This window comes from Pseudomonas citrullilanati, assembly GCF_030580855.1.
GTDB classification, from domain to species: Bacteria; Pseudomonadota; Gammaproteobacteria; order Pseudomonadales; family Pseudomonadaceae; genus Aquipseudomonas; species Aquipseudomonas citrulli.
In genome coordinates, this window is record NZ_JAUQOP010000053.1 from 18,615 (window position 1) to 30,415 (window position 11,801).

An 11,801-nucleotide genomic window follows, 5' to 3' on the forward strand; every position below is an offset into this window, starting at 1 on the left:
CCGTAATGAGCAAGACTAACGCTGACCTGATGGCCCGCCGTACCGCCGCTGTTCCCCGTGGCGTCGGCCAGATCCACCCGATCTTCGCTGAATCGGCGAAGAACGCCACGGTAACTGACGTCGAAGGCCGTGAATTCATCGACTTCGCCGGCGGCATCGCCGTGCTGAACACCGGTCACGTGCATCCGAAGATCATCGCCGCCGTGACCGAACAGCTGAACAAGCTGACCCACACCTGCTTCCAGGTACTGGCCTACGAGCCGTACGTGGAGCTGTGCGAAAAAATCAACGCCAAGGTGCCCGGCGACTTCGCCAAGAAAACCCTGTTGGTGACCACCGGTTCCGAAGCGGTGGAAAACGCCGTGAAGATCGCCCGCGCGGCCACTGGTCGTGCCGGTGTCATCGCCTTCACGGGTGCCTACCACGGTCGCACCATGATGACCCTGGGCCTGACCGGCAAGGTCGTGCCGTACTCGGCCGGCATGGGCCTGATGCCCGGCGGTATCTTCCGCGCGCTGTACCCGAACGAACTGCACGGCGTGAGCATCGACGACTCCATCGCCAGCATCGAGCGCATCTTCAAGAACGACGCCGAGCCGCGTGACATCGCTGCCATCATCATCGAGCCGGTCCAGGGCGAAGGTGGTTTCTATGTGGCACCCAAGGCCTTCATGCAGCGCCTGCGCGCCCTGTGCGACCAACACGGTATCCTGCTGATCGCCGACGAAGTGCAGACGGGCGCCGGCCGTACCGGCACCTTCTTCGCCATGGAACAGATGAGCGTTGCGGCTGACCTGACCACCTTCGCCAAGTCCATTGCCGGCGGCTTCCCACTGGCCGGTGTCTGCGGCAAGGCCGAGTACATGGACGCCATCGCCCCCGGTGGCCTGGGTGGCACCTATGCCGGTAGCCCGATCGCCTGTGCGGCGGCATTGGCCGTGATGGAAGTGTTCGAAGAAGAACACCTGCTGGACCGCTGCAAGGCCGTGGGCGAACGCCTGGTCACTGGCCTGAAGGCGATCCAGAAGAAATACCCGGTCATCGGCGAAGTGCGTGCACTGGGCGCGATGATCGCCCTGGAGTTGTTCGAAAACGGCGACTCCCACAAGCCGAACGCCGCCGCCGTGGCCCAGGTCGTGGCCAAGGCGCGGGAAAAAGGCTTGATCCTGCTGTCCTGCGGCACCTACGGCAACGTCCTGCGGGTGCTGGTGCCGCTGACCTCGCCGGATGAGCAACTGGACAAAGGCCTGGCGATCATCGAAGAGTGCTTCTCCGAACTCTGATTGTCGGTTGCTTCACAAAAAACCCGCTTCGGCGGGTTTTTTCATGCCCGCCAAACCGGCCTGGCCGCTTTTGAGCTGTCTGGAATGGCCGTCATTGGCTAAGGTTGCAAGTATGGCAAGGGAGTGATGCTGAATGACTGCTGTCGTGTTGCCCGCTGTACCGCGAGTATTGATCGCCGAGGCTGATTCGGCTTCCCGGGAGTTGCTGGAGCAGGTGTTGTCCCAAATCCGTTGCGATGCCCAGGTGGACAGCTGTGGCGAGGGTCGCCAGGCGTTGGATCTGCTGGCGCGCAATCCCTACGACCTGGTGATCGCCGACTGGGAGTTGCCGGGCGTCGATGGCCTGAGCCTGCTGCGCGGCCTGCGCCAGCAGCCCCGCACCCCGGCGCTGCCGTTTATCCTGATGAGCCGGCGCAACGACAGCGCCAGCGTTCGTGAGGTTTTGCCGCTGGCGCCGACGGCTTACCTGACCAAGCCCTTGAACCGGGAAAACCTGACGCAGCGTCTGCAAGGGTTGCTATTGGGCGCTGGTGACGCGGGGGACGCTGCGCCCGTGCCGGGCACCGGCCTGACCCTGGCCGCCTTCCTCGAGCGCCGCCGTGACCTGTCCCAAGGCGCGCCGTTGCTGACCGATGTGCAGGTGGCAGTCAAGCGCAGCCTCAACCCCAATGGCCTGGACCTGAAACGCCTGGAAGAAGAAATCCGCACCGACCCGCAGATTACCGCGGCGCTGATTGCGGCGGCCAACAGTGCAGCCCAGCACCCGAGCGGCGGCCCGGTGCAGACCGTGGCCCAGGCGCTGCACCAGTTGGGTAGTGGGCAGAGCATGAACCTGATCCTCGGCCTGACCCTCAAGCGCTGCGCCCGGCTCGGCGTTCCCTGCCTGGCGGACTATGCCGAGCGCTACTGGACGTTATCGCTGCACACCGCCGAATATGCCCGGACGATGGCGCGGTTGCTCGATCTGGAGCAGGAGCGCTGCTATTGCGCCGGGCTCTTGCATCGCTTGGGTGACCTGGCATTGCTGCGGTGCCTGGAGGAATGGAAGCAGGCCGGGGGCGAGCTGGACGAGCCGCAGGAGGTGGGCGATTGCCTGGAGCGCTTCGGCGCCAGTTTCGGCTCGGCGCTGCGTACGCGCTGGCGCCTGCCGCTGGAATTGCGCGAGTTGATTGCCGCCGTCTACGGGCTGGGTGGCGGGGTGTATTCCCGCGAGGCGCTGGTGATGAACATGGCCGCGCAAATGGCCCGACTGCCCGCGCATGAAGGCCTCGAGGAGCTGGCGCGAGGTCGCACGGCGCGGTTGCTGAAGATCGGCTTGCCGGAGCTGACGCGCTTGCGCAAAAAATAACCCGTTGGCGGAGTCTTTTTTAGAAGCAAGCTTGCAGCAAAGTCAGGCGGCGATGATGCGGTTCTTGCCCTGGTGCTTGGCCTCGTACATGGCGGCGTCGGCACGGGCGAACAGGCTGTCCAGGCTCTGGTCTTCGGGGGTGATGCTGGTCAGGCCCTGGCTGACGGTGATGCCGAAGCTCTGGTCGCCACAGCGGAACGCCAGGCGCTGGATCTCCCGTTGCAACCGCTCGGCCACCTGCAACGCCATGTCCGGGGCGCAGCCGGGGAACACGGCGGCAAACTCTTCACCGCCAATTCGTCCGAACAGATCACCACGGCGCAGCACGGAGCGACCGCTCTCGGCGATTCGCTGCAGCACCGTGTCGCCTTCCTGATGACCATAGGTATCGTTGATGACCTTGAAGTCGTCGATGTCCAGCAGCAGGAAAGCCATGGGAATGCCCTGGAGCCTTGCCTGTTCGAATTCGCGGTGAGCGCATTCGAAGAAATGCCGGCGGTTGCTGCTCTGGGTCAGTACATCGGTGGTCGCCAGGCGCTGCAGCTCGCTTTCCAGCAGCTTCTTTTCGGTGATGTCTTCGGCGATGCCGACCACGATCACCGGCTGCCCCGGCTCGTCCTTACGGTTGATGAAGCATTTGTCGCTCAACCAGCGGACCTGGCCATCGCCGGCGATGATGCGGTATTCGCGGTCCTCGACGGCGCCCTTGACCAGCACTTCGGCCAGGCTCCGCTCGGCGTATTCCAGGTCGTCGGGATAGATCGCGTCGCGCCACTCGTTGAAGTCGGCCAGGACCAGGCCGGCCGGGCGGCCGAAGATCCGCTCGTAGGCCGGGCTGACGTAGAGCACTTGCCGGGTTTCCCAATTGAAGGCCCACAGCACGGCGTTGACGCTGACCAGCAACGAACTGAACAGCTGCTCACGCTCGCTCAGGCGCGCCACTTCACCTTGGGCGTGCATCAGCGCCATGAGGGTCTGGGCCGCCTCGGGCCAGTGAGGTAGGGATGAATCCTGTAGGTTCTTGTCGACCATCGGCACAAATCTCAAAGAACGTGCACAGCTGAAGGTTCGCACGCGCTTTCTCCAAAGCCCGCCTGGATGGCGAAGTGCTCTTTGAGATAAGGGATTCTGGGCGAAGTTCCTTTTCAGGCGACGAAGGGCGGGGGATCTGGCGAGTCAAATTATGGGGGCTAAACCTGTGGCGGGGAGATTTATCCCCGCTGGGCTGCGAAGCAGCCCTGAAACCTGATGGTGCGGTGGGTCGGCATTACTTGAATCGACTGTCTTGGGCTGCTGCGCAGCCCAGCGGGAGCGAGCTCCTTCGCCACAGGAGCCCATCACCACAGTGGTTTTGTCAGGCCGTGGCCGGCCGCAGCGAATAGGTCTTGAGCTGATCGGCAAAGTCGCGCAAGGACTGGATGCCGCTGGCCTCGGCTTCGTGGACCCAATCCTTGATGGCGGCGAGCATGTCGTGGCCGTTGCTGCTGGTCTTGATCCAGATCTGTTGCAGGGCCAGGCGCTTCTCGTAGATCACCTTCAACGCCTGGCTGTGTTCCAGCATGTTCTGGATGCGCAGGTGATGGCGGTCGTCCAGCAGGCTGGTTTCCCGCGACAGCAGGCGCTTGGCCCGGTGGAACTGGTGGCGCACGGAATGATCGACTTTTTCCAGCTCCTGCTTGACCAGCGGCGCGATGACCAGGCGCCGGTACTGCGCCATGATCTGGAAGCGGTTGTTGAGGATCGCCATGGCGGTGTCCATGTCCAGGTGCCCCTTGCCTTCGACCCGATGGGCAATCGGCGCGACACGCTGGACCTTGGCCAGGCGCAGGAAACTGAACACCTGGATCCACGCCCAGCCCAGGTCGAATTCCCATTTGCGTACCGACAGCTTGGCCGAGTTGGGGTAGGTGTGGTGGTTGTTGTGCAGCTCTTCGCCGCCGATCAGGATGCCCCAGGGCACCAGGTTGGTCGCCGCGTCGCGGCACTCGAAGTTGCGGTAGCCCACTGCGTGGCCCAGGCCGTTGACCACGCCGGCGGCCCAGACCGGAATCCACATCATCTGGATGGCCCAGATGGTGATGCCGATGGTGCCGAACAGCAGCAGGTCGATGACGCCCATGATCGCGACGCCCAGCAGGGGGAAGCGGGAGTAGAGATTGCGCTCGACCCAGTCGTCGGGGCAGTTCTTGCCATAGATACGCAGGGTTTCCGGATTCTCGGCCTCGGCGCGGTACAGTTCGGCGCCCTTGCGCAGCACGGTGGACAAGCCCTTGATGACCGGGCTGTGGGGGTCGTCGACGGTTTCGCACTTGGCGTGGTGCTTGCGGTGGATGGCGGTCCACTCGCGGGTGTTCTGGGCGGTGGTCAGCCACAGCCAGAAACGGAAGAAATGCTTGAGGCCGGCGTTCAGCTCCAGGGAGCGATGGGCCGAGTAACGGTGCAGGTAGACCGTGACGGCAATGATCGTGACATGGGTCATCAGCAGGGTGACTGCCACCAGCGACCAGGCTGACAAGCCAAGAAAACCTTCGTACCACATAGGCTGTAGGGCCCTCGATAAAGATAGAAACAGCCGTTGCATTATCACCGGCCCCACAGATAAAACCAGTCGGCCTTTCAGATAAGAGTGGCAGGATGTTTCTTCCTCTATAATTCCCGCTTCTCTGTAGGGACATGGACGACCGAATGACTGCCCATCAACGCAGTGCCTTGCGTACAGCGCTGCTTTATCTTTTGTTTTCAGTCATCTGGTTGCAACTGGCTGGTTATTTATTGAGCAGTTTCTTCGATAAATTCACCGACCAGCAACGCTGGCTCCTGATCAACGGCTACACCTGGGCGCTGGTCAGCGCCGGGCTGATCTTCATGGCCCGGGTGCGTATTGCGCGGTGCTTTGCGAAGACCGGGCACGGCGCCGACCGCGAGCGCCTGCGCCAGGCCGCCGCGGTCTTCGATTGCACCCGCGAAGGGGTCCTGGTGACGGACCGCAACGGCCTGATCGTCCACGTGAACCGCGCCTTCATGACGATTACTGGCTACGAGGAGCACGAGGTCCTGGGCCAGCGCCCCAACCTGTTCAAGTCCGGTCGCCATGGCGCGGAGTTCTACCGCGTGATGTTCACCGCCCTGGCGGAGGTGGGCGAATGGAGTGGTGAGATCTGGAATCGGCGTAAAAGTGGCGAGATCTATCCACAATGGCAGACGATCCGGGTCATACGCGACGACGGTGGCCAGGTCAGCCACTACGTCGCGGTGTTTTCGGACATCAGTGCGATCAAGGATTCCGAACACGAATTGGCCCACCTGGCCCATCACGACCCGCTGACCGGCTTGCCCAATCGCCTGCTGTTTTCCGACCGCACGGAACAGGCCCTGGCGTCGGCGCAGCTTCACAAGCGCGGCTGTGCCCTGCTGTTGGTGGACCTGGATCATTTCAAGAACATTAATGACAGCCTGGGCCACAACGTCGGCGATGAATTGCTCAAGCGCGTGGCCGAACGGTTTCGCGGGCTGTTCGCCCCGGGCGTCACGCTGGCCCGGCTGGGTGGCGACGAGTTCGCGGTGCTGATAGAAAACTGCTCGCAACCCGGCCAGGCGGCGGGATTGGCGCGGCGGATCCTCGACGCCTTGAAAGAGCCGCTGCGGTTCGACGGCCACGCCCTGTTCATCAATGCGAGCGTCGGCATCAGCCTGTTTCCCAGCGACGCCCTCAGCGCCGGGCAGCTGTTGCGCAATGCCGATTCGGCGCTCTTCAAGGCCAAGAGCGCCGGGCGTGACGGTTACGCCTTGTATACCGAAGAACTCACTGCCCACGCCCAGCAACGGGTCGAGATCGCCTTCGAACTGCGTCGGGCCCTCGAACAGCAGGAGCTGCGGGTCTATTACCAACCGGTACACGACCTGGCGAGCGGCCGCCTGGTCGGGGTCGAGGCGCTGGTGCGCTGGGAGCATCCGGTGCGCGGATTGGTCTCGCCCGCCGAGTTCATCCCCATCGCCGAGCGTACCGGGTTGATCGCCCGGATCGATGCCTGGGTCATGGACCAGGCCTGTCGGCAAATGTGCAATTGGCAGCAGGCTGGCGTGGTGCTGGAATTTGTCGCGGTCAACGTCTCGAGCCGGCTGTTCGCCCATCGTGAACTGTACGACCAGGTCGCCCGGGTGCTGCATGACACGGGCCTGGACCCGGCTTGCCTGGAGTTGGAGGTGACTGAAAGCGCAGTGATGGACGACCCGGAAGTGGCGCTGGAACAGATGTACCGCCTGCGGGAATTGGGCGTACGACTGGCCATCGATGACTTCGGTACCGGTTATTCGTCGCTGTTGCGCCTCAAGCGCCTGCCGGTGCAGAAGCTCAAGATCGACCAGGGTTTCGTCGCCGGCCTGCCGTGGGATGAAGATGACGTGGCGATCGTCCGCGTGATCGTCGCACTGGCCCGCAGCATGGGCATGCAGATACACGCCGAGGGTATCGAACAGCGCGAACAGGCGGCGTTCCTGCTCGAACAGGCCTGCGAACTGGGCCAGGGCTACTGGTTTGGGCGGCCGGTACCGGCGCCGCAGCTGGATTGGCAGCATGCGCCTGCAATCATCTAAGGGCAAAAAAACGGTGGCGGAGAGTCGACCAATGCGGATTATTATTTTGGTTATATAAAAATTCTTAAATAGTCTTTTTAAGAATATCTGGCTTTATCTAGTATTGCTCCCACGCCGCAAGCAGTGCCGCCCACTGCCAGGCATTCATTCAAGGAGCAGCAGCATGAGCGCATCCCTACGTAGCGTTGACGGCCAGGACGAAGCAACCATCTTGCGTGAGATCCAGAGCGCCTTGCGCGATCTGCGTTTCGGTGCGGTGGAAATCACCGTGCACAACGCCCAGGTGGTCCAGATCGAACGCAAGGAAAAATTCCGCTTGCAGCAGCCAAGCCACAAGCCGTCTTGAAGAACGCGAAAGATCGCAGCCTTGGCCAGCGCCTACGGGGGACCGAGTGTGGGCGGTGGCCAAGACTGCGATCTTTTCCTAGCCAGACGAATTTCCAGAAGCCATAAGAAAACCAGAATTCCAGGAGCTTTCACCATGTCGTCGATTCGCCGTTATGCCTTGGCCGCCCTGGCCAGTGCTGTTTTTGCAGGTTCTGCGGTTGCCAAGGATTACGAGCTGCTCAACGTGTCCTACGACCCGACCCGCGAGCTGTATCAGGACTACAACGCCGAGTTCACGAATTTCTGGAAACAGGCGCACCCGGGCGACAGCGTGAAGATCCAACAATCCCATGGCGGTTCGGGCAAGCAGGGCCGGGCGGTGATCGACGGCCTGCGCGCCGACGTGGTGACCCTGGCGCTGGCCGGTGACATCGACGAAATCGCCAAGCTGGGTAAAACCTTGCCGGCGGATTGGCAAAAGCGCCTGCCGGACGCCAGCACCCCCTACACCTCGACCATCGTGTTCCTGGTGCGCAAGGGCAACCCCAAGGGCATCAAGGATTGGGGCGATCTGATCAAGGACGATGTGTCGGTCATCACGCCGAACCCGAAGACGTCCGGCGGTGCCCGCTGGAACTTCCTGGCGGCCTGGGCCTACGGCCTGAAAGCCAACGGGGGTGACGAAGCCAAGGCCAAGGCCTATGTGCAAACGCTGTTCAAGCACGTGCCGATCCTCGACACCGGCGCCCGTGGCTCGACCATTACCTTCGTCAACAACGGTCAGGGCGATGTGCTGCTGGCCTGGGAAAACGAGGCGTTCCTGGCGCTGAAGGAAGACGGTGGCGCCGACAAGTTCGACATCGTCGTGCCGTCGCTGTCGATCCTGGCCGAACCGCCGGTGGCCGTGGTGGACAAGAACGCCGAGAAAAAGGGCAACACCGAGATCGCCGAAGCCTACCTCAAGCACTTGTACAGCCCGGCCGGACAGGAGATCGCGGCGAAGAACTTCTACCGCCCGCGTGACAAGGACGTGGCCGCCAAGTACGCGCAGCAGTTCCCGAAACTGGAGCTGGTGACCATCGACAAGGACTTCGGCGGCTGGAAAAGCGCCCAGCCGAAATTCTTCAACGATGGCGGCGTGTTCGACCAGATCTATCAGGCGCAGTAAGCTGAAACAAAGCTAAAGCCGAGCACCGAATTTGTGGCGAGGGGATTTTGTGGGAGCAAGGCTTGCCCGCGATGGATGCGATGCGGTCCCTCAGAAACCGAGTCGCCTCTATCGCGGGCAAGCCTTGCTCCCACAGTCTTGCTTCCATGTTTAGTGTTTTTAACCAAGGACCTTTATGTCGCGTCGCATTTCCCCCGTCATACCCGGCTTCGGGCTGACGCTGGGCTACACCCTGGTGTACCTCAGTCTGATTGTGCTTATACCGCTGGCGGCGATGTTCGTGCATGCCGCCCAGCTCACCTGGGAACAGTTCTGGGCGATCATCTCGGCGCCGCGGGTGCTCGCGGCCCTGAAGCTCAGTTTCGGCACCGCGCTGTACGCCGCGATCATCAATGGCGTGATCGGGACATTGCTGGCCTGGGTGCTGGTGCGCTACACCTTCCCCGGTCGCAAGGTCATCGACGCGATGATCGACCTGCCCTTCGCCCTGCCCACCGCCGTGGCCGGCATCGCCCTGACGGCGTTGTACGCGCCAACCGGCCTGGTCGGCCAGTTCGCCACCGACCTGGGTTTCAAGATCGCCTACACCCCGCTGGGCATCACCCTGGCGCTGACGTTCGTGACGCTGCCGTTCGTGGTGCGCACGGTGCAGCCGGTGCTGGCCGATATTCCCCGTGAAGTCGAAGAGGCCGCCGCGTGCCTGGGGGCCAAGCCGTGGCAAGTGTTCCGTCACATCCTCGTCCCGGCCTTGTTGCCGGCCTGGTTGACCGGCTTCGCCCTGGCGTTTGCCCGTGGCGTGGGCGAGTACGGTTCGGTGATCTTCATCGCCGGCAACATGCCCATGAAAACCGAGATCCTGCCGCTGCTGATCATGGTCAAGCTCGACCAATACGACTACACCGGCGCCACCTCCATCGGCGTGTTGATGCTGGTGGTTTCCTTCGTCCTGTTGCTGCTGATCAACCTGCTGCAGCGGCGCATCGAAACCCCATAAGGAGGCGCGACCATGTCCCAATCGTCTATTACCGCAGCCTCCACCAACGCCGCTCGCCGCGGCAGTGCGGCATCGCGGCGCGTGCTGATCGGCCTTGGCTGGCTGATCTTTGCGCTGTTTTTGCTGTTGCCGCTGTTCATCGTGGTGTCCCAGGGCCTGAAGCTCGGCCTGGGGGCGTTCTTCAGCGCGATCTTCGAGCCCGACGCGCTGTCGGCGTTGAAACTCACGGTGATCGCCGTGCTGATCTCGGTGCCGCTGAACCTGGTGTTCGGCGTCAGCGCCGCGTGGTGCGTGAGCAAGTATTCGTTCCGTGGCAAAAGCATGCTGGTGACGTTGATCGACCTACCGTTCTCGGTGTCGCCGGTGATCGCCGGCCTGGTCTATGTGCTGATGTTCGGTGCCCAGGGCCTGTTCGGGCCATGGCTGTCGGACCATGACATCCAGATCGTGTTCGCGCTGCCGGGCATCGTCCTGGCGACGATTTTCGTCACCGTGCCGTTCGTGGCCCGGGAACTGATTCCGCTGATGCAGGAGCAGGGCACCCAGGAAGAAGAAGCCGCACGCCTGCTGGGCGCCAATGGCTGGCAGATGTTCTGGCACGTCACCGTGCCGAACATCAAGTGGGGGCTGATCTATGGCGTGGTGCTGTGTACCGCCCGGGCCATGGGGGAGTTCGGCGCGGTGTCGGTGGTCTCCGGGCACATTCGCGGGGTGACCAACACCCTGCCGTTGCACGTCGAGATCCTCTACAACGAATACAACCACGTGGCCGCGTTCGCCGTGGCGAGCCTGTTGCTGATCCTGGCGCTCTTCATCCTGCTGCTCAAGCAGTGGAGCGAAAACCGAATCAACCGCCTGCGCGCCAGCGCCGCGGAGGAATAAGTCATGTCGATCGAAGTTCGTAACGTCAGCAAGAATTTCAACGCGTTCAAGGCACTGGACGACATCAGCCTGGACATCCAGAGCGGTGAGCTGGTGGCGCTGCTGGGCCCGTCGGGTTGTGGCAAGACCACGCTGCTGCGGATCATCGCCGGCCTGGAGACCCCGGACCAGGGCAACATCGTGTTCCACGGCGAGGACGTTTCCGGCCACGACGTGCGTGACCGCAACGTCGGGTTCGTGTTCCAGCACTACGCCTTGTTCCGCCACATGACGGTGTTCGACAACGTCGCCTTCGGCTTGCGCATGAAACCCAAGGGCCAGCGCCCGAGCGAAAGCCAGATCGCGACCAAGGTCCATGAATTGCTGAACATGGTGCAACTGGATTGGCTCGCCGATCGCTACCCCGAGCAGCTGTCGGGCGGCCAGCGCCAGCGCATCGCCCTGGCCCGCGCCCTGGCGGTGGAGCCCAAGGTGTTGCTGCTGGACGAACCCTTCGGTGCCCTCGACGCCAAGGTGCGCAAGGAACTGCGCCGCTGGCTGGCGCGGTTGCATGAGGACATCAACCTGACGTCGGTGTTCGTGACCCATGACCAGGAAGAAGCCATGGAAGTCGCCGACCGGATCGTGGTGATGAACAAGGGCGTGATCGAGCAGATCGGCTCACCGGGCGACGTCTACGAAAACCCGGCGAGCGATTTCGTCTATCACTTCCTCGGCGACTCCAATCGCCTGCACCTGGGCGAGGACCAGCATGTGCTGTTCCGCCCTCACGAGGTCTCGCTGTCGCGCTCGGCGCTGGAAGACCACCACGCCGCCGAAGTCCGGGACATCCGGCCATTGGGGGCTACCACCCGGGTGACCTTGAAGGTGGAAGGCCAGAGCGAGCTGATCGAGGCCGAGGTGGTGAAGGATCACGACAGCCTGGTGGGCCTGGCGAAGGGCGAGACGCTGTTCTTCAAGCCCAAGGTCTGGCAGAAAGTCGCCAGCCTTTAAGATCAAGGGCATCGCGAGCAAGCTCGCTTGTGTCTTAAGACAGGATAAAGTCAAAGGTGAGAGGGGTCGACAGCAAGCTGACGGGTCGCGGTGCCCTAAGCACGTGTGGGAGCCAAGCTGCTGTCCACTCTTCCCGCTTTGGCTCAAAGCTCGAACAGTTGACTGAGTTTCCGCCCTCGAACAACAAGCATGAGCCAGGCCAAAGCGCCTCTC

At 62.6% G+C, this 11,801-nt stretch carries 10 protein-coding genes; 8 read left to right on the top strand and 2 right to left on the bottom strand.

Features of this window, described 5'->3' with window-relative positions; all coding sequences use genetic code 11:
- Positions 1-5: 5 nt before the first annotated feature.
- Positions 6-1,283, top strand: coding sequence for a 4-aminobutyrate--2-oxoglutarate transaminase (gene gabT, locus Q6A48_RS23545; RefSeq protein ID WP_304556802.1), 1,278 nt, complete (start codon positions 6-8; stop codon positions 1,281-1,283).
- 133 nt (positions 1,284-1,416) lie between these two features.
- Complete coding sequence (locus Q6A48_RS23550; protein ID WP_304556803.1) at positions 1,417-2,631, top strand: HDOD domain-containing protein; 1,215 nt, start codon at positions 1,417-1,419, stop codon at positions 2,629-2,631.
- Positions 2,632-2,673: 42 nt separating this feature from the next.
- Here the strand turns inward: Q6A48_RS23550 and Q6A48_RS23555 are convergent, their stop codons facing one another.
- Together Q6A48_RS23555 and desA are read right to left on the bottom strand one after the other, a co-directional pair.
- Entirely contained in the window at positions 2,674-3,663 is a 990-nt protein-coding gene (locus tag Q6A48_RS23555; protein ID WP_304556804.1) for a GGDEF domain-containing protein, read from the bottom strand.
- Between the two features lie 322 nt (positions 3,664-3,985).
- Entirely contained in the window at positions 3,986-5,170 is a 1,185-nt protein-coding gene (gene desA / locus Q6A48_RS23560) for a delta-9 fatty acid desaturase DesA (RefSeq protein ID WP_304556805.1), read from the bottom strand.
- Between the two features lie 146 nt (positions 5,171-5,316).
- Here desA and dibA point away from each other — a divergent pair, with 146 nt between their 5' ends.
- The 6 genes from dibA (at position 5,317) to Q6A48_RS23590 (ending at position 11,588) form a co-directional block, all read left to right on the top strand.
- A complete protein-coding gene (dibA, locus tag Q6A48_RS23565; RefSeq protein WP_304556806.1) occupies positions 5,317-7,224 on the top strand; it encodes a phosphodiesterase DibA in 1,908 nt (635 codons plus the stop codon).
- Positions 7,225-7,387: 163 nt separating this feature from the next.
- Positions 7,388-7,570 carry a sulfur starvation response protein OscA gene (oscA, locus tag Q6A48_RS23570; RefSeq protein WP_003186967.1) on the top strand — a complete coding sequence of 61 codons (183 nt, stop codon included), beginning with the start codon at positions 7,388-7,390 and terminating at the stop codon, positions 7,568-7,570.
- Positions 7,571-7,705: 135 nt separating this feature from the next.
- Positions 7,706-8,719: a sulfate ABC transporter substrate-binding protein gene (locus Q6A48_RS23575; protein WP_304556807.1), complete on the top strand. Its 1,014-nt coding sequence runs from the start codon at positions 7,706-7,708 to the stop codon at positions 8,717-8,719.
- Between the two features lie 175 nt (positions 8,720-8,894).
- On the top strand, positions 8,895-9,713 hold the full coding sequence (gene cysT, locus Q6A48_RS23580; RefSeq protein WP_304556808.1) for a sulfate ABC transporter permease subunit CysT: 819 nt from the start codon (positions 8,895-8,897) through the stop codon (positions 9,711-9,713).
- 12 nt (positions 9,714-9,725) lie between these two features.
- A complete protein-coding gene (gene cysW, locus Q6A48_RS23585; protein ID WP_304556809.1) occupies positions 9,726-10,595 on the top strand; it encodes a sulfate ABC transporter permease subunit CysW in 870 nt (289 codons plus the stop codon).
- 3 nt (positions 10,596-10,598) lie between these two features.
- Positions 10,599-11,588: a sulfate/molybdate ABC transporter ATP-binding protein gene (locus Q6A48_RS23590; RefSeq protein ID WP_304556810.1), complete on the top strand. Its 990-nt coding sequence runs from the start codon at positions 10,599-10,601 to the stop codon at positions 11,586-11,588.
- Positions 11,589-11,801 lie beyond the last annotated feature (213 nt).

What these genes read in the sequence shown, in the direction of transcription:
- gabT (WP_304556802.1), top strand. Translation starts at nt 6, where the DNA reads ATGAGCAAGACTAACGCTGACCTGATGGCCCGCCGTACCGCCGCTGTT.
- Q6A48_RS23550 (WP_304556803.1), top strand. Translation starts at nt 1,417, where the DNA reads ATGACTGCTGTCGTGTTGCCCGCTGTACCGCGAGTATTGATCGCCGAG.
- Q6A48_RS23555 (WP_304556804.1), bottom strand. Translation starts at nt 3,663, where the DNA reads ATGGTCGACAAGAACCTACAGGATTCATCCCTACCTCACTGGCCCGAG.
- desA (WP_304556805.1), bottom strand. Translation starts at nt 5,170, where the DNA reads ATGTGGTACGAAGGTTTTCTTGGCTTGTCAGCCTGGTCGCTGGTGGCA.
- dibA (WP_304556806.1), top strand. Translation starts at nt 5,317, where the DNA reads ATGACTGCCCATCAACGCAGTGCCTTGCGTACAGCGCTGCTTTATCTT.
- oscA (WP_003186967.1), top strand. Translation starts at nt 7,388, where the DNA reads ATGAGCGCATCCCTACGTAGCGTTGACGGCCAGGACGAAGCAACCATC.
- Q6A48_RS23575 (WP_304556807.1), top strand. Translation starts at nt 7,706, where the DNA reads ATGTCGTCGATTCGCCGTTATGCCTTGGCCGCCCTGGCCAGTGCTGTT.
- cysT (WP_304556808.1), top strand. Translation starts at nt 8,895, where the DNA reads ATGTCGCGTCGCATTTCCCCCGTCATACCCGGCTTCGGGCTGACGCTG.
- cysW (WP_304556809.1), top strand. Translation starts at nt 9,726, where the DNA reads ATGTCCCAATCGTCTATTACCGCAGCCTCCACCAACGCCGCTCGCCGC.
- Q6A48_RS23590 (WP_304556810.1), top strand. Translation starts at nt 10,599, where the DNA reads ATGTCGATCGAAGTTCGTAACGTCAGCAAGAATTTCAACGCGTTCAAG.